This is a genomic window from Neobacillus vireti, assembly GCF_036962345.1.
Classification (GTDB): Bacteria; Bacillota; Bacilli; order Bacillales; family Cytobacillaceae; genus Neobacillus; species Neobacillus vireti_A.
Genome location: NZ_JBALNB010000019.1, coordinates 124658 through 147065, shown reverse-complemented (window position 1 = coordinate 147065; position 22408 = coordinate 124658). Strand labels below are relative to the sequence as shown.

Annotated in this window: 22 protein-coding genes and 1 pseudogene; 13 read left to right on the top strand and 10 right to left on the bottom strand. The window is 40.9% G+C overall.

The annotated features are described in order from the left end of the window. Window positions 1-266 precede the first annotated feature (266 nt). The 3 genes from V7108_RS22595 (at window position 267) to V7108_RS22585 (ending at window position 1561) form a co-directional block, all read left to right on the top strand. Window positions 267-590 carry a DNA-directed RNA polymerase subunit beta gene (locus tag V7108_RS22595; protein ID WP_335569523.1) on the top strand — a complete coding sequence of 108 codons (324 nt, stop codon included), beginning with the start codon at window positions 267-269 and terminating at the stop codon, window positions 588-590. 83 nt (window positions 591-673) lie between these two features. Then, window positions 674-1099 carry a 3-hydroxyacyl-ACP dehydratase FabZ gene (gene fabZ, locus V7108_RS22590; RefSeq protein WP_335510840.1) on the top strand — a complete coding sequence of 142 codons (426 nt, stop codon included), beginning with the start codon at window positions 674-676 and terminating at the stop codon, window positions 1097-1099. A gap of 132 nt (window positions 1100-1231) precedes the next feature. Then, complete coding sequence (locus V7108_RS22585; RefSeq protein WP_335569522.1) at window positions 1232-1561, top strand: hypothetical protein; 330 nt, start codon at window positions 1232-1234, stop codon at window positions 1559-1561. Between the two features lie 30 nt (window positions 1562-1591). Here V7108_RS22585 and V7108_RS22580 read toward each other — a convergent pair whose 3' ends face one another. Next, window positions 1592-2023: a YwpF family protein gene (locus V7108_RS22580; protein WP_335510835.1), complete on the bottom strand. Its 432-nt coding sequence runs from the start codon at window positions 2021-2023 to the stop codon at window positions 1592-1594. Between the two features lie 265 nt (window positions 2024-2288). Between V7108_RS22580 and ssb the strand changes: the two genes are divergently transcribed. Further along, window positions 2289-2675: a single-stranded DNA-binding protein gene (gene ssb, locus V7108_RS22575; protein WP_335510834.1), complete on the top strand. Its 387-nt coding sequence runs from the start codon at window positions 2289-2291 to the stop codon at window positions 2673-2675. Beyond that, complete coding sequence (locus V7108_RS22570) at window positions 2672-2950, top strand: hypothetical protein (RefSeq protein ID WP_335510831.1); 279 nt, start codon at window positions 2672-2674, stop codon at window positions 2948-2950. Before ssb ends, V7108_RS22570 begins: the two co-directional genes overlap by 4 nt. A gap of 266 nt (window positions 2951-3216) precedes the next feature. Here V7108_RS22570 and V7108_RS22565 read toward each other — a convergent pair whose 3' ends face one another. Next, window positions 3217-3516, bottom strand: a complete 300-nt coding sequence (locus V7108_RS22565; RefSeq protein ID WP_335510829.1) for a hypothetical protein — start codon at window positions 3514-3516, stop codon at window positions 3217-3219. 120 nt (window positions 3517-3636) lie between these two features. Between V7108_RS22565 and V7108_RS22560 the strand changes: the two genes are divergently transcribed. Together V7108_RS22560 and V7108_RS22555 are read left to right on the top strand one after the other, a co-directional pair. Continuing rightward, on the top strand, window positions 3637-4032 hold the full coding sequence (locus V7108_RS22560; protein ID WP_335569521.1) for a hypothetical protein: 396 nt from the start codon (window positions 3637-3639) through the stop codon (window positions 4030-4032). Between the two features lie 499 nt (window positions 4033-4531). Continuing rightward, window positions 4532-5614, top strand: a complete 1083-nt coding sequence (locus V7108_RS22555; protein ID WP_335510824.1) for a 3D domain-containing protein — start codon at window positions 4532-4534, stop codon at window positions 5612-5614. Between the two features lie 191 nt (window positions 5615-5805). On the opposite strand, the gene V7108_RS22550 is transcribed toward V7108_RS22555, so the two are convergent. The 4 genes from V7108_RS22550 to V7108_RS22535 form a co-directional block, all read right to left on the bottom strand. Beyond that, window positions 5806-8805 carry a DEAD/DEAH box helicase gene (locus tag V7108_RS22550; protein WP_335569520.1) on the bottom strand — a complete coding sequence of 1000 codons (3000 nt, stop codon included), beginning with the start codon at window positions 8803-8805 and terminating at the stop codon, window positions 5806-5808. Window positions 8806-9138: 333 nt separating this feature from the next. Continuing rightward, a complete protein-coding gene (locus V7108_RS22545; protein ID WP_335569602.1) occupies window positions 9139-10761 on the bottom strand; it encodes an SWIM zinc finger family protein in 1623 nt (540 codons plus the stop codon). A 190-nt stretch (window positions 10762-10951) separates the two neighbouring features. After that, complete coding sequence (locus V7108_RS22540; RefSeq protein WP_335569519.1) at window positions 10952-11101, bottom strand: hypothetical protein; 150 nt, start codon at window positions 11099-11101, stop codon at window positions 10952-10954. Window positions 11102-11443: 342 nt separating this feature from the next. Continuing rightward, window positions 11444-11587 carry a hypothetical protein gene (locus V7108_RS22535; RefSeq protein ID WP_335569518.1) on the bottom strand — a complete coding sequence of 48 codons (144 nt, stop codon included), beginning with the start codon at window positions 11585-11587 and terminating at the stop codon, window positions 11444-11446. Window positions 11588-11866: 279 nt separating this feature from the next. On the opposite strand from V7108_RS22535, the gene V7108_RS22530 reads away from it, so the two are divergent. Together V7108_RS22530 and V7108_RS22525 are read left to right on the top strand one after the other, a co-directional pair. Then, a complete protein-coding gene (locus V7108_RS22530; RefSeq protein WP_335569601.1) occupies window positions 11867-12433 on the top strand; it encodes a TetR/AcrR family transcriptional regulator in 567 nt (188 codons plus the stop codon). A 108-nt stretch (window positions 12434-12541) separates the two neighbouring features. Further along, complete coding sequence (locus V7108_RS22525) at window positions 12542-14683, top strand: YhgE/Pip domain-containing protein (RefSeq protein ID WP_335569517.1); 2142 nt, start codon at window positions 12542-12544, stop codon at window positions 14681-14683. Window positions 14684-15171: 488 nt separating this feature from the next. Here V7108_RS22525 and V7108_RS22520 read toward each other — a convergent pair whose 3' ends face one another. Next, the gene (locus tag V7108_RS22520; protein WP_335569516.1) at window positions 15172-15855 is read right to left on the bottom strand and encodes a DUF1129 family protein; all 684 of its coding nucleotides are present in this window, start codon (window positions 15853-15855) and stop codon (window positions 15172-15174) included. Further along, a complete protein-coding gene (locus V7108_RS22515) occupies window positions 15845-16183 on the bottom strand; it encodes a PadR family transcriptional regulator (protein ID WP_335510811.1) in 339 nt (112 codons plus the stop codon). The genes V7108_RS22520 and V7108_RS22515 overlap by 11 nt, the downstream gene beginning before the upstream one ends. Before the next feature lie 284 nt (window positions 16184-16467). Between V7108_RS22515 and V7108_RS22510 the strand changes: the two genes are divergently transcribed. Together V7108_RS22510 and V7108_RS22505 are read left to right on the top strand one after the other, a co-directional pair. Next, window positions 16468-16932 (top strand): GNAT family N-acetyltransferase, encoded by a 465-nt coding sequence (locus tag V7108_RS22510; RefSeq protein ID WP_335569515.1) that lies wholly within the window; start codon window positions 16468-16470, stop codon window positions 16930-16932. 162 nt (window positions 16933-17094) lie between these two features. Beyond that, window positions 17095-18441 carry a TrkH family potassium uptake protein gene (locus V7108_RS22505; RefSeq protein WP_335569514.1) on the top strand — a complete coding sequence of 449 codons (1347 nt, stop codon included), beginning with the start codon at window positions 17095-17097 and terminating at the stop codon, window positions 18439-18441. Window positions 18442-18499: 58 nt separating this feature from the next. Here the strand turns inward: V7108_RS22505 and V7108_RS22500 are convergent, their stop codons facing one another. After that, window positions 18500-18964 carry a DinB family protein gene (locus V7108_RS22500; protein WP_335569513.1) on the bottom strand — a complete coding sequence of 155 codons (465 nt, stop codon included), beginning with the start codon at window positions 18962-18964 and terminating at the stop codon, window positions 18500-18502. A gap of 1087 nt (window positions 18965-20051) precedes the next feature. Between V7108_RS22500 and V7108_RS22495 the strand changes: the two genes are divergently transcribed. Beyond that, complete coding sequence (locus tag V7108_RS22495) at window positions 20052-20444, top strand: Rrf2 family transcriptional regulator (protein WP_066303669.1); 393 nt, start codon at window positions 20052-20054, stop codon at window positions 20442-20444. 79 nt (window positions 20445-20523) lie between these two features. Beyond that, window positions 20524-21426, top strand: a complete 903-nt coding sequence (locus V7108_RS22490) for an NAD(P)/FAD-dependent oxidoreductase (RefSeq protein ID WP_335569600.1) — start codon at window positions 20524-20526, stop codon at window positions 21424-21426. 98 nt (window positions 21427-21524) lie between these two features. On the opposite strand, the pseudogene V7108_RS22485 reads toward V7108_RS22490, so the two are convergent. After that, a pseudogene (locus tag V7108_RS22485) lies at window positions 21525-22363 on the bottom strand (tyrosine-type recombinase/integrase). Window positions 22364-22408 lie beyond the last annotated feature (45 nt).

Here is a 22408-nt window from a genome sequence, read left to right as displayed (position 1 = left end):
TGGTTGCGGTGTCATTGTTGCGGTGACAGGCACCATTTATGCAAATTCTGCTGATTATGCAATAATTTTTGCATATTTGGTGCATTTCACTAGATCTACAGGCTAGATTCCGCCACTTTTTGCCATGGAAATACTTTTTCTGCAAAAAAACTACTAATTATTTTTTATTATAGAGTATAATATTAGGTAATATGAAATAACTGCTGAAGAATGGGCAAACTATATGTCCAATACAATAGATGGATTTCGTTAAAGGGGAATAAATGATGTCAGTAAATCATCTAAACCAGGTTAAAACGAGGGAAGAATATAAAAAGATACAGGATGAGCGGAATAATTCTGTAGAAGGCCCTCCGGCTCAAAAGGCTTCTAAACCCAAAAAGGCTCAAAAAGCAGAAGTGGCGAATAAGCGGATTCGGATCCGCCTCGTGCCTATTTGGCTTCGAATTGTCCTTTTGGTCGTTTTTACAGGGGTTTCTATGGTCGCAGGGGCAGCAATTGGGTACGGTGTGCTTGGGAATGGGAAACCGGGAGACGTGCTAAAACAATCGACGTGGACACATATTATTGATTTAGTGGAAAAAAAATAACCGAGGAAGGGCCTAAGCCCTTCCTTTTTGTATCCTCTTAATAGTAAAATGTAGATATCAGGTTCTATGAGGAGGTACTAAAAATGTTGGACGTAACACAAATAAAAGAAATTATCCCCCATCGCTATCCATTTTTGCTGGTAGATAAAATTTTAGAAATTGAGGAAGGGGTTAAAGCGGTCGGCATTAAAAATGTTACAGCGAATGAAGAGTTTTTCAATGGTCATTTCCCTGACTATCCAGTAATGCCAGGCGTGCTGATTGTTGAGGCGCTTGCACAGGTTGGAGCGGTTGCTATGTTAATAAAAGAGGAAAATCGCGGCAAATTGGCCTTTTTTGCTGGAATTGACGGGTGCCGTTTCAAAAGACAAGTGAAACCTGGCGATCAGCTAAGATTGGAAGTAGAAATCATCCGTTTGCGCGGTCCAATTGGAAAAGGTAAAGCTGTAGCAACAGTAGATGGCGAAGTGGCTTGTGAAGCAGAAATAACATTTGCATTAGGAAAATAACCGGTGATATCACCGGTTGTTTTTTTTGTAATAGTCCTTTCAATCTTGGGGAAAATAACTTTAGACCGTTAAAAGGGTCAATATTTTTCCTATGGAAAGGGGCTTTTACGATTGAAGAAAAAGCTGTTATTAATGCTACTTAGTGCGGTTCTATCTGGATTTATGTTAGTTGGTTGTAACAATAATGACAATGACCAAAATCCGCCGCCGCCAACAAATGATAAGGTCGATACTCCACTTGATAACGATAACAATATGGATGGTAACGACAACGATGACGGGTTAAACAACACGAACACTCGTTATAACAACAACAATAACGGGATGAACAACCACTACCCTGAAAGAGAAGACGTCAACACGCCTAATGATAAAGACCCAGGCAGAGACAATAACACACCACGGGAAGACATCATCGAAGACGATATTGATAGAAACGACCGTGACAATAAAGACGAATAATGAAAGGGGCAGGCTGCGCAGCCTGCCCTTTTAATCGTGCTTAATCTTTAACTTCGGTTTGCTTTTCATTTTATCTTTAAATTCCTCGAGAAGCGCTTGACCGCCAAGACCCTTTTCAAGGAGGCTGTCGAGCAGCAACTCCGAATAATCGCTTCTGGTTCGGCGCAGCCGGCCTTCTAATAGGACACTCATATGGTGTTCAAATTTTGTTAACGAGGCAACTTTTGTCTGAAAATAGGCTGGGTCGTTATCACGTTTGGTTATCACAGCTTGAACAATAATTTCGGAGCTTTCATCGTGAATTTTTTTAAAGTAGTCATAAAGGGTTAAATCCGTATAGGCTTCGAGCAGCCAGCTGGCTCGTTCATTTTCTTTATTAATTATCAAACCATCTTCCAAGGGGACTTCCACAGAAGTTCCATCCTCCACCACTTCCAAAGCGACTAACTTAAAGGATTTCATTTTACACTACCTCCCTTTTTCGATTCACGGCTACACTTATTTTCTAAATTATACCATAGTGGTGAAAGAAACAAATGTCGAAAAATATTTGTCGTAATTTGCAATTTTTTTATTTGAGAGAAAATAGACATTCCAAATTTGCATTTTCACCTAGTGAAAAATCACTTTTAGAGCTAAAAACAAATTGAATTTAGAAAAATCGTGATTTTACAGCAGTAGGGCTAAGGGACTATGATTAAGCCATCAAATGGAGAGGAGAATTGGAATGATCAATCAAGTGACGCTTGTAGGTAGATTAACGCGGGATCCGGAATTGAGAAAGACAACCGATGGGCTATCTGTTACTTCGATAACCTTGGCGGTAAGTCGACACTTTCGGAACCAGCATGGAGAAATTGAAACAGACTTTGTTCAATGTACACTTTGGAAAAAAGAAGCAGAAAATACAGTACGATATTGCCGAAAGGGTTCGATCGTAGGGGTAACAGGGAGGCTGCAAACCCGGCATTATGACAACAAGGAAGGGAAACGGGTTTACGTAACCGAAGTGGTAGCGGAGTCCATTCGCTTTCTAGGGGCCAAACCAGCCCAAAGCCCTGTAGAGCCGCCGCCGGTAACGGTGAATGTGATGAAGGAGGAGCTGCCGTTTTGAGTAATCACGATGATGTCGCCCATAGTTTAGAGCAGCTGCTTGAAAGTTTGATAAAAATGGTGGGTCGCGCCAACCAAAATAACAACGACCTGCAAAAAAAGATCATTCAAATGAATCAAAACATGGATAGCCTTCAGAAAAGAATTAGTCAGCTAGAATGGATTATGAAAGGGCAGCTTATGGAAAAAGAACGAAGCCCAATCAGAAATTACCCCACACATCATCACCCGCACATTACATCCGAGGTTCATGATCATATCTCAGTTCATTTTTGAAAAATATTTTTTTAAAAAAAGACTCCTCATTGCTGATAGAATAAATTACATTCGTAATTCTGTTCCTTATTGAATATTTTCCCCGAAAACAGTGGTTCCCTAGTTAGAGAAAATTGCTGCCCTCCTATATAATCCCCATTTCCGGCCAAAAAGCGCCGGATTTTTTTGCTTTTGATGTATAAAAAAATAGACGTTGGGCAGACTATGACAAAACCCCCTGTTTTATTTTTCTAAGGCCGCTGATCATCGATCAGCGGCCTCCTTTTTTAGATATTTTTATGTTTTTTACTAGCTTTTATTTGATACGTTAATAAATCGACAAAAAATGCATGGCGCTTTGGGGTCATTAGATGAATATCTAGGAGAATTTTTTTCAATTCAGGCTCTTGCTGGAGAAGTTGAAGAATGATGCCTAAATCATGATCTTCAAGACTTTCCTTCGTCATGTAGCCAGGTTCCTCGACTTTTGGCAGTAGTTGGTCCAATTCCTCAACCAAATACTCTTTTTCCACTTGATAGAGTTCGGCAAATCGTATGACCGTCTGATAATTGGGTTTGTGTGACAACTTTTCGAACACAGACAATAGTAGGGTGTAAGCTATGGAATGTAAAAAGGAGAATGAAAATTATTGTCGAATAATAAATCTTGGTGTAAAAATTTGTCTTTCATTGGAGGTTGTAAACAAATGCCAAACTCATTAATTTTTATTGGAGAACGACCGAGTCACTTAGAAATGTACATTATGGGGAAACCAGATTTCTACGATGCGATACAACTCTCAGCACGGCCACATAGACTTTCATCAAGCATGTCCTACCATTCAATCCCTTTTCACCAGTCAGATATTTCAATCAATATTATTGAAAGTAATTCCCGGTTCAACTGCCGGCAACAGTCACTGCAGCTAATCGAAGGCGATAAACAGCTTTCCGAAGAAGATGCATATGAGATCTTCACGAACTTTGCGATCATGGAAGACAATAAAGTCGCATTTTTACTGACTTCACCTAATAAAAAAATCCGAACAAGAGGAAGAGTGACTCCCAAGGTTTTGTTTGCCAGTAGGAAGGTGGAGTTCTAGAGATGGGATCTTTGTGGCAGCGAGTTCCCTAGATTAAAGGAAGTCACCTATGGATGTTAAAAGAGACCCAAAAATAGCAGCTTCGTTTGTAAAAAAGGCACAATTATTTATGAATATTACAAGTGTATGACAAATTTAAACGAATAAAAGGGTTTCGGAGATGCTCCGGAACCCTTTTCTGTCTTTCCCAATGGCCAAATATCCTATATATTTCACAGTTTTGACAAAACAACTACTAAAATAACAACAAAAACCTTCTTTCCACTTCCTAAATTGCGCGTAAATAAACCACAAAACAATAAACTGTCCACTCCACACGGACAAAATGGGCGAAATGTCCACGAGCGGTGACAGGCACCGAGCAATTATCCATATTTCTCATCTGTTTCTAGTGTTTTCCTCTGTTATATGACAAATTGTGATAGAGTTTTAATGTTTTTGTAATATATCTGGCACATAGTTCTGGTATAAATAGACTAATAGAGAAGGGGGAAAACGTATGCAACATTTTAGGCGTATGATTTTCATGTTTCTAACATGCGTATTATTGGTGTCAGGTACGGTTGTGGCACATGCACAAACAAGTAAGGACGCTTTACATAATGTTCAGCAAGAGCTTGAACAAAAGGCGAATGAAAAGAACTCTATTAACAATGAAATCGAACAGATTAAAAAAGATATGGATGATTTACAATCTTTTATTACCCAAAATAGAGTAGCGTTGGAAGATACTCAAAAGAGGATCGCTGCAACCCAACAATTAATAGAACAGAAAAAAGAGGAAATCGTCGTCCTTCAGGATAAAATTCATAACCGAAAGAGTGTTATGAAAAGTCGGTTAGTGGCTATGCAAAAGGATGACAATCTAAATGTTGTCATCAATGTAATCTTAGAATCTAAAGATTTAGCAGATTTTATTAACCGTGCGAGTGCGGTAACGACACTGTTAAATGCTGATAAAGATATTATGACGGACCAAGAAAACGATCTTAAGCAAATTGAAGACGATAAGAAAGAGATCGCCAAGCAAGAAGAACAGCTGGCTGTAGAGCGAGAAAATCTAAACCGACAGCAAGCAGAACTGAATGTGAATTTGCAAAAGAGACAAGAGTCCTTAACAGTTATGCAACAAAAATATAGTGAAGTAAATGAAGAAATGGCAGGTATTCAAGCACAGTTGGCAGAGGCGCAAGCGAAGGTTCGCCAAGAACAAGAAGCAGCAACAACTATGGCTGCTTCTAACACACCTGCACCGGCTGCAACGCCAGCACCAGCACCAACACCTGTAGCACAATCAGGCTCTGAAATGTATGTCTCCTCAACAGCATACAGCCATGAATCATCAGGAAGTATCACGTACATGGGTTACAATATTAAGGAAAATCCAAACATGAAATTAATTGCTGTCGACCCATCTGTAATTCCATTAGGTTCAAAAGTATGGGTAGAGGGTTATGGAGTGGCGATTGCTGGTGATACTGGCGGCGCGATAAAAGGCCATAAAATCGATGTGTTAATGCCAAACAATGCCCATGCCTATGCATGGGGCAGAAAAACCGTAAAAATCGTCGTTTTAAATTAGATACAAAAAGAGAGATCTGACATCAAAAGGATGTTAGATCTCTTTTTGTTTTTTGGGCAGTTCAACAATAAAAACCAGTCCGAAGACTGGTTTATCGTAGGAGTAGGAGTGTCAGCCTGAATGGTGGAAGTGTCCGCCCTTGGTGGAAAGTGTCCACGAGCGGTGCCTGTCACCCAGTTACTGTCACCCAACTACCCCAAATACACTAAATCCTTGAGTTCGTCAGTAGAGAGTTCGGTGATCCAGTTTTCGCTTTGGATGATTTGGTCGTTTAGGTGCTGCTTTTTCTCAAGCATGGCGTCTATTTTTTCTTCAAGGGTACCGGTGCAGATGAGTTTGTGCACGTGGACGAATCGGGACTGGCCGATTCGATACGCTCTGTCGGTGGCTTGATTTTCAACGGCTGGATTCCACCAGCGGTCGTAGTGGATGACGTGATTGGCTGCCGTCAGGTTCAGCCCGGTTCCTCCAGCTTTCAACGATAGCAAAAACACAGGGAACTCATGGTTTTGGAACTTCTCAATCATGTCATCACGCTTCGTCTTCGGTACACTTCCGTTCAGGAACGGCACCTCGACTCCAAACTTCTTCTTTAAAGCCGAGCGGATCATTTCACCCATTTCAATATATTGGGTAAAGATGAGACAGCTTTCACCAGCCTCCAAAACAGCGTCTACCAGGTCGACCAGCTTTTCTAATTTATTGGAGCGCTCAAGCAGCACCCTGTCAGCTGATCTCTCCTTTAAATAAAGGGCAGGATGATTACAAAGCTGCTTCAAACGGCTGAGCATTTGTAAAATTAACCCCTTGCGTTCGAAACCAGACAGCTTTTCAATTTCGGCAAACGTATCCTTGACGAGCTGCTCATATAACGACGCTTGCTCCGTCGTAAGCGGGCAATATTCTTTTTGCTCCTGCTTGTCAGGCAGGTTGAGGGCAACCTCTTCGTCCTTCTTTGTCCTCCTCAACAGGAACGGGCGGATTAAAGACTGAAGCTGATTGACCTTTTCCTTTTTCTCATCTTTCTCAATCGGAATCACGAACTTTTTCTGAAATTGCCCCAAGCTGCCAAGATAGCCATGATTGGTAAAATCAAAAATGGACCACAGCTCGGATAACCGGTTTTCCATTGGTGTTCCAGTTAAGGCAATGTGATGCCCTCCACGCAGCCTACGTACGGCCTTTGACTGCTTCGTTCCTGCATTCTTGATATTCTGTGCCTCATCAATGGCAATCGAGCTCCAAAGTATGGATTCAAACTCCTCGGTGTCCATATGGCTTAGGCCGTATGAAGTCAGGACAACATCAGCATCTTTAACCTTTTCCAAAAAAGCCTCTTCCTTCAACCGGTTCGAACCATAATGCAAATATACATTCATCTCTGGTGCAAACCGTTCAAGCTCCTTCTGCCAATTCCCAAGGACAGATGTTGGACAAATAATCAAAGCAGCCTTTACAGGTGTCTTTTCGCCTGAAACTTGTTCCTTTTTACTTGCGGAAGTTTGCTTTTTAGAATTGCTGACAATTTTGGTGTCTGTTACCGCATCTGAACCTGCTTCGGTTTCGGTGCCTGTCACCGCATCAGAAGTTGCGCCCAATATGGTGCCTGTCACCTCTTCCGAAAGGACCCCAACTCCATCCTTCACCTTCAATAAATACGCAATCAATTGAACGGTTTTCCCAAGCCCCATGTCATCGGCTAGGACAGCACCAAAACCGTATTGGCGGAGGAACCAGAGCCAGCTCATTCCAAGCTGCTGATAAGGGCGGAGTTCGCCCTGAAGTCCCCCTGGTACTGTTTCCAAAGGAATCTCATGTGCCTGGGAAAGCTGATGAATCATCTTTTTCCATTGGCTGTTCAATTCAATTTGAATCCGCGCGAAGGCCTTTGGATTTTCCAGCTCATCTTCAGTAGGAGGTGCCTCGACGAGCTCTTGTTCAAGCAGGTCCCTAACATGCAAGCCTTCTTTTTCGGCCCGTTTCATCAGATCCTGAATTTGCCGAATAAAACCTGGATCGAGCTTCACCCAGCGGCCGCGAATAAAAACAAGCCGGCGTTTTTCTTCCACAAGCTGGCCGAATTCCTCCTCGGAAAGGTCGACCCCATTCATCGAGAATCGCCAATTGAAGTCAAGCATGGCCTGAAGTCCGACAAATGATGGACGATGACTAGAAGACCCTTTAAGTGACGCCTTCACCTTCAAATTAGCATTTTTCATTGCCTGCCACCAAGAAGGAAGCAGGATTTCTACATCGAGAGCTACAAGCGTTTCACTAGCTTCCGTCAAAAACATCCAGGCTTCTTCTTCTGTGAGTCCTGATTTTAAGGTCGCTCCGTCCTCACTCATCCAAGGAATTAGCTTCACCCAGCGGCCTTGCTGGCGTTCAACACTTTCTAAAAATGGCCTCCATCTTGCCGGAAGTTTAGCGCCCAACTCATAGACATCATCGACATTTTTCTTGCCGCGCAGAAAGACATCTAGGTTCCATAGACCTTCTCCATCTAAGGGCTCATCTAATTTCAGCCCAATCGTAAAGGGGGTGTCGCTTTCCTTGATGCCAACCCACTCAAGCCAGCTTTCTTCATCAAAATAGCGGGACAGTTCCGCACCAGATATATTCTGTTTCCGAAGTAAATCAAGCTTTGGTCCGAAAAGTTCTTTCATAGCAGAATTTCTCGTTAAGTAGGCATCTAAAGACTGATTATATAAATCAGAGATAAACTCTTGTACCTTTTCAGAGTCTTCGATATGGGAATCCACAGGTTGATCCCAGAAGGATGGATCAAATTCATCCATGACCCGGGCGGGTAGCTGCCAGCGGAAATCCTCATGCTCCCAAACAGAAAAGTCCGGCAGCCAATCCTTCTCGATAATCCCTTCATGGAGGGCATGAGCGGCAGCTAGGCAAATTTCCGACTGATCATCCCAGTCCCAGTCGATAAACCGGTTAAAGGATTCCTTTGCAAAAAGAGAAACCAGGTGCCAGCCCGTGACCACAACTCCCTCGATGCCATCCACTGACTCCGTCTCTAGAAGCGTGCCAAAAAAGCTCTCCTGGTGCAGGCTGAATAGCACGTTTTTCCACTCAGAAGGAGGTAAACCAGACCCGTGTTCATCCTCAGCAGCCAGAAGATAGCGGCCATCTTCCAATTTTATTGTCAGTAGCTTAATAAATCTCGTTTTTAGCATCGTCATGTTACTCCTTTTACTAGGGTGTATATGGTGCCAAATTGAGTTTTGGCTTTTGGATGTGGGTTGTGGGTTTCCAAAAAAATGTCTAATTATCCAAAAGACTATGGAAAATGTCCAAAACCCATAGAAAAATGTCCAAAACGAATGAAATATAGTCCAAAACCCATTAAAAAAAGTCCAAAACCAAAATTACCACTCAAAAAATCCTAAAAATGCACATCAGAACTGTCCGTCTGAGGTGGACAGTGTCCACGGGCGGTGCCTGTCACAACAGAAAGACACTGTCCACGAGCGGTGCCTGTCACCCAACCACCGCCACACCACCACATCCTATTCCTCAATAAGCTTGCTGCGCCTGCATTCTTCGTGGAAGGCGCGGAGGCGTTTGGTTTTGTCCATTAGGGTGTTGAGGAAGTATTGCCAGTCGTCGACGCGTTTAATTTTTTTGTAGAGAGTCCGCAGCTTTTTTAGGTGCCGAACGGCTGCTTTGTAGCTGGACCGGTTTTTTTGATTGATTTCTTGGAGCGCAGATTGGTGCAGCATGCCGAGCAGGACCTCAGGCTTTTCCTTTTCAATCACCTTAACGCGCTCCCGCGGCAGATCGTAGTAGCTCCAGCCCATGAATGCCTGAAGGTCGCCCCATTTTTCGAATTGCTTTCGTTCAAATAGCAAAAATTCATATTCCGTATAGCTATAGGGTAATGTCGCCAGCATAGCACGTTCGTACAATTCGATCTTTCCATTTTCTAAAACGTACGGGGAAATCGCCTTAAGTGCCGATCGGGTAAAAGCAGCACAGGAGTGATACGTTCGCAAAAAGGCTAAATAACTTTTAAGTTTAGATGCAAACAGCTCAACGACCGGTCCCACTCGTTTCCACGATTTTGTCTGTGACAATAGGTCAATCCAGTGAAGCATATAAGGTGTAATCAGAGAATCCTCGATTTTATCAATCAAATCTAAAGCCAATTCATCCTTTTGCTGCAGAAAGCTGATATGGACTCCAGCAATCATCAGCGGATTCAGATTCTCCCACTCCTTCGCAGATTTCATCCGCTCATGGATCCGGACACTCTCTTGCTCCCGCCACTCCTTCTTTTTAAAAAGGTTCGTCCAGAGCAGGCGATACAAATAGATGCGCTCCTGCTCGAGCCCAGTGGACACCGTCAGCAGCTCGAAAACATCGTCCTTTAATTGCATAATAAACTCATCGAAGTCAAACGGCAGCGATTGAACACCAATTTTTAAAACGAGCTCATCCGCATCCTCAATTAAATTATGAAACACAGAGAGATAGGCGCGTCTGACACTCTCCTCAGAAAAACCCGCATCCTCAGTCAGAACAGCGAGTTTCCTAAACGAAACCACAATCCCGACCATTTCATATAACAAACGCCATTCTTGTTCCACCGGGGCGCTCGCTTTAATCCGCCGTTCAAAAATATTAAACAGCTCTGCAATAATAAAAGGGCTGGAATATTTTTTCGAATTCAGAATCGTATCGAAGCTGACCTCGAATGATTCAACCCAACGGCGATAATCAGGCTTCATCACACCGTTCGCCTTGATTAAATCCTTTGCCGCCTGCAGCCCCCAATTCGTGACAGCACTTTTCTCTTTCATCGGTTCCCGCCATTCTGCAACCCAATCGGCGACACTGCCAATTCTTGAATAAGCCGCAAAAAACACGGCCATCTGATGGCGGCACAATCCCTCATGGGGGCAGGTACACTGACTCGAGGCCAAAAAGGCAAAATTGAGCTTAACATAGCAAGGCGTTACGTCCTGAACCGTTGCCGTAATTTGGGCATTCCAAACTTGCAATTGCTTTACCAAACCCTGCCGGTACAGCATTAAGCCCTTTTGAACCAGCTTGACATCGTCGGTGGCATGCGGGTGCAGCAATTCCTTTATTTCCTCCGCGAGGAGTTCAATCCGTTCATTTGCAGTCATTGACTCCAAGGCCACGACCCCCTTTTCCGAAAAATCCATATTCCTTTATTATACCCAAAAATTGACCTTTCGAGGAGAGAAAAGAGGATTTCTATTGAGAACAAGCCTTTTTGCTTAAAATAGTCAGTGATACGCGAATAATGAATCAAAAAAGAGCACAAAAAAACCAGGCATTCTGCAACGCCCGGACTTAGGTATTTTCAATTTCTGAAGTTGTGTTTATTGCCGGAGTCTGTCCCAGTTGTTTAGACACATATTCAAACAGGTGAGTAAGGTAATTCGTAAGCTCGAAGCCTTCTTCATTAGCAAACTGTGATAATAGCAATTTCGTTTCATTCATTGGTTCATTCCCCCTTAAAATTCATTTCTATCAACATTCTTACCAATCTATCAGTCTCTTATACATATAAAATTCAATTTTACTCCTGTTCGTTGCAGCAATTTTCTTCAATCGCTTATAATCGTTGGTTTACCGTCTCCATTTGGTCTTCTAAACGCTGGATTTCACGTTGTTGTCGCTCGGTCAGACGTTCAAGCCGCTGTACGCGTCGTTCTAGCTCAAGGCGGCGTGGCCGTACTCCCATCAATATCACCTCCTTTTCCACTAATAGGGTATGTCCAAAAGGGGAAATGGTGACGGCAGAAATACAAAAACAGTCCCAGCAGTGCTAGGACTGTGACTCTACAATGAAATTTTGGCAGCAGATTCTATATCTTGGGTAACTTCAGGCTCCTGAATCTCTAATTTTGAAGCAAATCTTTCCAACCCTCCAGTCGCACAAAACAAGCAGAGCGCAATAAACAACGCAATTAAAAACCTTTTCATCGAAATGATCCCCCAGTTATTCCTTTTTGTCTCTACTCAATAAGACGTGAATAAGTGGAAAAAAGTTCCCAAAATTCGGTTGACAAAATCTGCGTAGGAACTCACAGACATATGTCGAAGAGTGGGAGCCAATGATGAAGGAAGCGGTATTCACATGAAGGATGTCCAAGATGGGTATTGCTAAATTTAAATCAGTATGATATATTACCTTTTGTAAAAATGACCGATTTAGTTTTTTAGTCAGTTTTTAAAAAAGTGAGGTGAGTGGACGTGGCCGTTATTGATCGGAAGAAGTTGATTATTGAGGCAGCAGCTAAGTCTTTTTCTTTGTATGGGTATAAAGCAACGACGATGGATCAAGTTGCAAAGTTAGCCAATGTAGGAAAGGGAACCATTTATACCTTTTTCAAGACGAAGGAAGAGTTATTCGATGAAATTATTCATTCGCTCATTGCAGAGATTCGTGTAGTCGTAGAAGGGGCTATGGACGACACTGCCTCCATTCTTGAAAATGTCAACAATGTGTTAGTTTCGATTCATGAGTTCCGGGAATCCCATCAGCTCACCATTAAATTGATTCAAGAAGAGCGGGATATGGGGACGCAAACCGTAGTGGAAGCCATGCAAAGAGTGGAGCAATCCATCATCCAGTATATGAAGGCCATTATTCAAAAGGCTATCGACAAGGGCGAAATCAAGTCTTGTGATCCTGAGGTCACAGCCTTTGTGATGTTAAAAATGTACTTCTCGTTAGTGGTTGATTGGCAGCGAAACCATCCACCATTGGATAAAGAGGAAATCTCAAAGCTCTTTGAACTCTATCTATTAAAAGGCTTGTTAGCATAAAAGTCTTTTATTTTTCATTAAAATTGACCATATGAACAAAGTAGTCATTATTTTTATCTAAAAATGACCAAATGAATAAAACGGTCATTAATCTAGGAGGAGCATACCATGAAAGGAATAAAAGCAGAATTAAAATCTATCCTTTCCAATCGAAAGATTCTAATTCCCATCATCGCCATCCTCTTTATACCAGTGCTATATGCGGGAATGTTCTTATGGGCGTTTTGGGATCCATATAAATATTTAGGCGACCTGCCGGTGGCGATTGTGAACCAGGATGAAGGAGCAAGCCTCAACGGAGAGGAGCTTCAGCTAGGGGAGGACCTAGTCGAAAATTTGAAGAAAAGTAATACATTTGCTTTTGATATCGTGGATAAGGAGCAAGGCTATCAAGGATTAGAGGATCAAAAGTATTATATCCTAGTGGAAATTCCAGATGATTTTTCAAAAAATGCTACGACTCTTCTGGAGGATAAGCCGAAAAAATTAGAAATGAAATACGTGCCAAATGAAGGAGCCAACTTCTTATCCGCACAAATCGGCGAAACGGCGATGAAGGAAATCAAAGCGGAAATTTCAAAAGAGATTATCTCGACCTACTCGGAAAGCATTTTTGAAAAAGTAACCGATATGGCTGGAGGATTAGACAAAGCCAGTGAGGGAGCCAATCAGCTATATGATGGAAGTTCGAAACTTACGGATGGTGTAGGCCAGGTAAAGGAAAACCTGGAATTGTTAGCGAGTAAATCAATACAGTTTGAGGAAGGCGTGCATAGCATAGCCTCAGGATCGGATGAGCTGGCAAAAGGGTCGACTGCCATCAATCAAGGCTTGGCGGAAGTGGATGAAAAACTTCCACAGCTGGTGACAGGCACCGAAAAAGCACAAAATGGTGCGGAACAGATGAAGAAGGAATTACCGGCTGGCATTGCTGCCGGGATTAGCAGTCAATTAACTGGCAGTACAGAAAAGTTAAATGCGGGTATCAATCAGTTTGAAACACAGTTGGGTGACGGGTTAACCTCACAGATTGCCGACCAGATGATAGCACAGCAAAAGGCAAAAATGCAGGAGCTGGCAGGGGCTTTAATCGCAAACGGAGTTCCAGCTGAAACTGTTCAGACGATTATGGAACAACAAGCTGCGCCAACCAAGGCAGAGGTCGAGCAGCAGGTATCACAAGCGATTACGCCTGGATTGCACCAGGGGTTCTCTCAATTTAAAACTCAAGTAAATGGACAATTGCTTGGGGCCGCAAATGGTCTTGAAGAGCAATTGAAAAAACAAACTGATCCAGCCTTCGATCAATTAATTGGCGGCTTAGGAGAAATAAATGCCAACCAGGAAAAATTACAGCTGGGTATTCACCAGCTCTATGAAGGGTCAGCTGCACTAAATGTAGGTGCCAATCAGCTGATAGCGGGTATGGGACAATTATCCGAAGGCGCAGATAAAATCGCTGATGGTACCGGTAAGCTGGCCGAGGGTTCTTCTGATTTACAAGCAGGTTCGGAAAAACTACAAAATGGTTCTTCAGAATTAAGCGAAAAGCTTGCAGAAGGTGCCGAGCAGGCAAATGCAGTTCAAGCGGACGAAGATACCTATGATATGATGGGTGAGCCCGTTAAGGTTGATAAAAATGAGATTAACACCGTGCCAAACTACGGTACTGGATTTGCACCGTATTTTATCTCATTGGGTCTTTTTGTCGGGGCATTGATTATTTCGATCGTTTTTGGGTTAAGAGAACCTGCCGTTCAACCAGCTTCAGCTAGACAATGGTTTTTCGGTAAATTGGGAGTCATCACCTTGATCGGTGTCATTCAAGCACTATTGGTCGATTTCGTATTAGTAGTTGGTTTAGGAATCGAGGTACAAAGCCTGCCGTTATTTGTGGTGACATCGATCATCACCAGTATGGTGTTCGTGACACTGATTCAAATGCTAGTGACCACATTGGCGGATGTCGGACGTTTCATCGCGATTCTTGTTCTCATCATGCAATTAACGACAAGCGCGGGAACCTTCCCACTTGTGTTAATACCGGAAGCGCTGCAGCCATTTAACGCTTTCTTCCCAATGACGTACACCGTCCAAGCGTTTAAGGCGGTTATTTCAAGCGGCAACTTTGCATACATGTGGCATAACAACGTCATTTTGCTAGGATACATTGCTGGATTCATGCTCGTGACATTCACGTACATGGCCATTCGTTTCAAAACGCGAGCAGGCGAGAGAAACGATGATTGAGCAAGCAGCATAATGTTGGTGGAAGACACCGAATTCGAAGTGGGGGCGAATTCGGTGTTTTTTTTATGTGAAAAATCCTCTATCTGCCAAAATGTTCTCCCCACCTGCCAATTCGGAGCATTTACCCGCCTAAATTGTGTTTTATCTGCTAATCCTCTTTGTTTATCTGCCTAATTAATTCTACCACCTCACTGAATCCTATAAAAAGCCAGGCGGCAGCCAGGTTCAGGTATCAAAGTTTCCTGCATATGGATATTCGGCTCGAAATTAAGCATGAAAGCTGGATTTATGTACAAGTTACCATCATTAAAAATCCTCTACCTGCCAAAAAGAGTTCCTTACCTGCCATTATGGAGCACTTAACTGCCAAAATTATGTTTCACCTGCCAATATCCATTGTTTATTTGCCTAACAAATTCCGCACCTCAAACCCAAGATTGAAAAAGCCAGGCAGGTGCCTGGTTCAGGTAATCGAGCAATCCAACATTTTATTTGAACCACTCAAATTTTTTCCCCATAAATACGATTACCCAAAGGACCCCGCCTGTTAGTAAGGACGCCCACCAAGAAAAGTCGAAGGCAGGACCGAAGTCTGGTATAAACTTCGTTAAAGCAATGACAAGTCCCATGGAGACAGCTCCGAAAATCCCGACCTTTAGCATATCTTTCTTTTCGCTTGCCTTTTCATTAAATAAAGATTGTTTGATGGTTCGAAAGAAAAACCAAACGCCGAATGCAACTGATCCTAAAATAACGGCAAATAACAGGAGAGTAGGGTACAGATAAACGCTAGAATCCACATCCTCATTCTTAAATTGCGAGATAGTGACAATCACCGCTCCCCGAATCATGAGCATCCAACTGACCAGATTGAGAACAATCCCCATAATAAATGGGATGACCTCTCGTTTTTGTTCCTTCGGCAAGTTTTGAATGATTTCATCCGCATACCCTTTGGGATCATCACCAAATATATCCTTCGCAGACTTACCTTCATGCTGCCCATCAAGGAGGTGATCGAGCATTTCCATCAACACTTCCTCGGATTGTTGTTCAGATAGAGTAAATTGGAGACGAATGTAAATCATCATATCACTATAGTACTTTTCGTTCTCTTTTGTGAGTTGTTCGCGTTTTCTGTTATTCTCCTCAATTAATTGTTTAGCCTTCATCGTCATTTCTCCCCTTAAATAAAGAATTAACTGGTTCAACCATCTGTTTCCACTCAGATACAATAATGTCTAGCGCCTCTTTACCTTCATTTGTTAAAAAATAATACTTTCGGTTTGGACCGGACTCGGATGGCCGCATTTCTCCCCTGATCAGACCGTTTTTCTGTAAGCGGAGCAATACGGGATAAATCGTCCCTTCGCTTACATCACTTAATCCGAATTCTTGAAGCTTTTTAGATAATTCGTAGCCATATACTGGTTCTTTTTCAATTACGGCCAAGACGCACCCATCCAAGATTCCCTTTAGTAATTGGCTTCTTAAGGACATGGTATAGCTCCTTTCCCTAAACCTTTTCAACAACTACTTGGTAAAGCAAGATAGCTACTGAAAAAAAATACCTACTCGGTAAAACAAGATAGCTACTGAAAAAAACAACTACTTGGTAAAACAAGATAGTCGGTTGAAAAAATAACTACTTGGCAATACATAGTAGTTACTTTTATATTACCTTTTAGTTCCAATACTGTCAATAGGAAGTCGTTTGGCAGATTTCCTGCCAACGTGCTTGAAAGGAAGGTGTTCACTGTATACGATTGGAATGGAGGGGTCATATGAAAATTAAAATAGATGATTTAACCGGAAATGCTGTAAAAGAATTGGTGCGGGAACATCTTCAAGGGATGCACCAAAGTTCCCCGCCTGAAAGCATTCATGCTCTAGGCTTTGAACAATTGCGGAGTTCAGAGATTACCTTCTGGAGTGGATGGGAGGGAACGGAATTGGTTGGGTGCGGGGCACTGAAAGAATTGGATGACCACCATGGGGAGATCAAATCGATGCGAACCTCCTCAGCACATCTGAGAAAAGGTGTCGCCAAACAAATGCTCAAACACATTATCGAAGAAGCCAAGCGCCGTGGCTACCTTAGGTTAAGTTTGGAAACAGGGTCACAGGGGGCTTTCGAACCGGCTCGAAGACTCTATGCAAGTTTCGGGTTCCTCTATTGTGAGCCATTTTCGGATTATAGTGAAGATCCAAATAGTGTATTTATGACGATGGAATTAAAGGGGGTGTGAAAATGATTAAGATCGAGTGCAGAAGCATAATAAAAAGGCACCTATTTACAAAAGGTGGGTACAAACCTATGGTTTATCATAGAATATAAGGAAGAATAGACATTTTAGGATGAATTGGAGAAAATTAGGATGTTAAAGAATCTTTTCTAGGGAGAAAACAAGGTGAAATTATATAAGAGAAAAGGGAATTTAGTCAGTTTGCATCCAGCCCAAATACTTGTATTAGGTTTCGGAAGTCTAATTCTATTGGGAACGTTTCTTTTTATGCTTCCGATCGCCACTTATGAAAAGGGACGCGGACTCAGTTTTATTGATGCCTTATTTGAAGCAACATCTGCAGTCTGTGTGACAGGTTTGGCTGTTGTGGATACGGGTACCACCTTTACTTTATTTGGTGAGATTGTTCTTCTCTGTTTGATTCAAGTTGGCGGCTGGGGATTTATGACCACTGGAATCTTTATGTTTATTATTTTAGGTAAAAAAATTGGACTTAAGGAACGCTTATTGCTGCAGGATTCATTAAATGTATTTTCCCTAGCTGGGGTTGTCAGCCTCGTAAAACGGATTATCCTGATTACATTTATTATGGAACTAATCGGTGCGATTACCTTAGCGATTCGTTGGTCATTTGAAATGCCGGTTAAGAAGGCTGTTTACTATGGAATATTCCACTCGATTTCTGCTTTTAATAACGCAGGGTTTGGTCTTGAACCTGACAATCTGAGTAGATGGGTAGGTGATCCCACTGTAAATATCATGATTACGTTCCTTTTCATTACGGGAGGTATTGGTTTTACAGTCATTCTCGATCTTTTTCATAAAAGATCGATTCGGAAATTATCCCTTCATTCGAAGGTGGCACTGCTTATGTCACTTATCCTTAGCATTTTAGGTACTTTAGTCATTTTGATTTCCGAATATCGTAATCCAGATACAATCGGAAATCTGCAATTTGGAGATAAGCTATGGGCCTCCTACTTTCAAGGTGTTGTGACAAGGACTGCAGGTTTTAATACAATTGATATCGGGGCAATGAATCTTTCTTCCCTTGTTTTCATGATGGCATTAATGTTTATTGGTGCATCTTCCGGTTCGACGGGTGGCGGGATTAAAGTAACAACCTTTGCGATTATCATTTTTGCCTTTTGGGCTGTGATTACAAATCGAAATGAAGTGAATATTTTTAAAAGAAGAATTCCAAGGGACTTGGTCAATAAATCATTATCGATTGTGGTGGCGGGAATGTTTTTTATCTTCCTCATCTTCTTCTTATTAACGTTTACCGAAAATGCAGATATGAGCAAAATTCTATTTGAAACAATTTCCGCCTTTGGAACGGTAGGGTTGTCTGCTAATTTTTCACCTGAACTATCGCCTTTCGGAAGAGTTTTGATTACCATTATGATGTTTATTGGAAGGCTTGGACCTTTAACCATGGCTTTTGCACTTTTACATACTCGAAAAGAAGCAAAGGTCCGATATGCAGAGGAAAAAATCTTAATTGGTTAGGATAATCTCACTGGTTGAGTAAAGGCATCCATTGTTTGGATGCCTTTTACTATTTAGACTATCTTTTCATACATTTTTTCAAATCAAGAATAGCCTGCAGGTGCATGCCTTCGTGAAAAATGGTTCGAATTAAGACTTGCTCGATGGTATGCATGCCCATTTCGGTTGGTGGAAATTCTTCCTCTAATCGATCTCCATATTCTGCTTTGATGAGAGCAGGTTGTTCCTTTAATAAGCTCTTTAACTCTTCCAATGATGGGGTTTCAGAAGTGAAGTCAGCCGGAGAGGTTCCATATCCGAACCAGGTATTAAATGGTTCTGGTACACCGCTTTTTTCTTTTGTGACCGCTTGTATCCATAGATATTGGTCGAGATAGATATGCCCGAGGTTCCAACGAATATTATTCTTGAAACCTTTTGGAATGACCTCGGCTTCCTCTAGGGTTACACTTTCCAGTACTGCTAAAATATAACTTCGATAGCATTCTAACTGTGCAAATAGGATTTCATGTCGTTTCTTCATTTAACATTCTCCTAAAAAATTTAATATCTATGTATTCGATACAAGGGTGTGTTTTCCTGCAAAAAAAATCTGACTTAAAAAAGTCAGATTATGTGACACAAGGTGCTTCCTTATGTCTATTTATAGTATTCAGGATCAAGAGCTTTGGTTACAAACTTTTTACCGAACATGGCACTTTGAAAAACATCCAAAAGCTCAAATCATTGAGTTATAAGGGAAATCACGGATTCAGTAGACAAATAGACTGCTTGGTTGAAAAAAAATACAATTAATTCTATATTGTATATATACATAGATAATCTATATACATAGGAATACAATATAACTAGGAGGGGACAGGATGAATCAGGTTGCCTTACTTTTAGTAGTCTTTCATTCTATTATTTTATTTTTATGGGTAAAAAACTCCGCATTTTATTTTCTTCATGGGGAATAGGAGTTTGGCTTGTCGTAACCATAGCAGGTTTTGTCTTGTTAAAAGTGATAACAAAGGTAAACATCATGCGAAAACTGCTATTAGTTTCTAGTTGGTTTATGGTATTTTTGTTACTTGTAACGATTGCGATCGAATTCATAACCTCTTCGATGCCTTAACAGTAATACGAAAGTTAAATTAGAAGAAAGCTTTGAATAGTATAAGGCAAGATAATATCAGTTGTGTCCTGAAGTCAAAGTAACTTCGGACAGAGGATGGGTTAATGGAAAATACTTCAGAAGAAGAATTGTTAAAAATGAGCAATTAACTAGACAAAATGTAATTTTTTAGTGAAAATTTAAAATTGGCAGAAAACAAAGAAACCTTCTGACTTATATAGAAAAAAGGGGATAGATTTATGTCGGAATCACAAAATGAGAATAGAGAACCACAAGAAGAGATTAAGTAATTCTTTACACGAATGGACAATCGATGAATACTTAATAGGGGTTCCACTTAAAAAGTAATTTACTGTTCAAGGGTGCAGCTTTTTTATTGAAGTAACTGGCAGTTTAATTGAATAAAGCATGTATCTTGACAATCGTTTTTACACAATTATAATGGATATTAGAGAGTCTTATAGTCTTTAATAGATAGGAAGGGTTGAATACATTGAAGTACTCAAAAGCAACTAATTATGCTCTTCATACAATGTTAAATTTAGCCTTGTCAAAATCAAGCAAACCAATAGGGGTACAGACATTAGCAGAAAAGCTGAATGTTTCACCAACTTACTTATCTAAAATCCTAACCAAGCTTGTAAAAGAAGGAATGGTATCTTCTGTGTCAGGAGCAAATGGTGGATATTCATTGACAAGAGGCTGGGAATCCATTTCTTTTCTTGATATTATTTTTGCTATTGAGGGAAAGTCATCATTGTTTGAGTGCGGATTAGACCATGGGCCTCAATGTCAGATCCAAAAAGTAATGTTGAAGTCCGAAGAAAAAATGGAAGAAGAATTAAGGAGGCAAACCCTGGCTGATTTAGCTAAGACATCTGAATAAATTAAATGATGTCTTTTTTTATTCTCCTATTATAGATAATAAAGGTCTTTAATATATTTAATTAAAAGGAGTGTAAATAATTATGTTAGATTGTGTAATTGTGGGTGGAGGTCCAGCGGGTTTAAACGCTGCACTTGTATTAGGCAGGGCAAGAAGAAATGTGATTTTATTCGACAATAACTCTCCAAGAAACGCAGTTACCCAAGAGTCGCATGGATTTATTACAAGAGACGGAATTAAACCAAGAGAATTTAGAGAAATTGCTCACCAGGACATAGCCAAGTATCCTTCTATCATGATTAGAAATGAAAAAATTATTGATGTAAAAAAAACGGGAATGCATTACGAAGTCGTGACCGAAAAAGGAGAATGTATTAAAGGGAAGAAGGTTATTTTAGCTACAGGACTTAAGGAAATTCATCCGGCAATAGAAAACATTAAGGATTTCTATGGAAAAAGTCTTTTCAGCTGTCCTTATTGTGATGGCTGGGAGTTGAAAGACCTTCCGCTAATGATTATTTCAGAAAACCACTCTGCTTTCCATATGGCTAAAACAGTTTACAATTGGAGCAAAGACTTAATTGTTTGTACCAATGGAAAGAAGATATTGACCGTAGAGCAAATGAATATGTTACAAAGAAAAGGAATTAAAGTATATGAGCAAAAAATTAAATCTCTTATAGGCGGAAATGGGAGTTTAGAAGCTGTAATTTTTGAGGATGGTGAAGAGGTAAAGAGGAATGGAGGATTTGTGACACCTGAATGGATTCAAGCCACCACTTTCGGTCAATCTTTAGGATGTAAAACACACGAGCTCGGTGGAATTATAACTGATCAATTTGGCAGAACTAATATTGAAGGGCTATATGCCGCTGGAGATACGTCAGTTATTGCTCCTTCACAAGTGATTATTGCAGCAGCTGAAGGTTCTAGAGCCGCAATGGGAGTCAATACAGACATATCTCAAGATGATTTTAATTAAACTATTTAAAAACTTTGTGAAACAATGCACTTAAACTATAGGGTGCGAGAATAAAAAAAGCAATGCTTTCTAGGGGCATTGCTTTTTTGCATGTTCATTTAAAAATACTTCCTATAAAGTTCTTGCCGTAAACTCCCACTTAACTGTACATATATCCTAGTAGTTTCACTTTTCTCATGTCCTAATAAGCTCTGTATGACTTCAAGAGGTGCACCATTATTCAATAAATGGGTGGCATAGCTGTGACGCAGCTGGTGGGGGTGAATAGTTTTATTGATTCCTGCCCGACTAGAAATCCGCTGAATGATGTATCTCATTTGGGCAATACTCATTCGATGGGGATACCGTTCTGTAACAAAAATTGCTGGATCGCTATCCTGGCGTTGATCAAGGTAGCGTTTGAGCCAAATATCGCAACGGATATTAAAATAAACTTCCCTTTCTTTATCCCCTTTTCCTCTTACAATCGCAGAACGGTTAGACCAATTAACTCTATTCTTATTTAGGGAAACAATTTCACCTATACGGCACCCAGTGGAAAACATGAATTCGAACAAAGCCTTTTCCAATGGGCAAGAGCATGCTTCACGTAAATGTTCAATTTCACATTCTGTTAGAAACTTAGGAATTCGTTTCCCTGCTTTAGGTTCCTTTATCTTTGCTGCTGGATTCTTTGGAATAAGACCTTCCTCATGTGACCATCGAAATAATGACTTCATAAATCTTATTCGGTGGGCTAGACTTACAGGCTTTAAGGTTTTAATCGATTTAGACAGGTAATCTTTTAATTGAACAGTGGATATGGTATCTAATTTAACGTCCTTTAAATACCGAATAAGTAAAGTAGCTTGAAGTTTATATGCTTTTAATGTTTGTGGTGAGAACCCTTCAATTCGTTTATCGATTCATATGTTTCCCATGCCTTAGATAATAACAAAATACATCTCTCCCTAAATTTCTCTTTTTAAAGGGATTATTGACA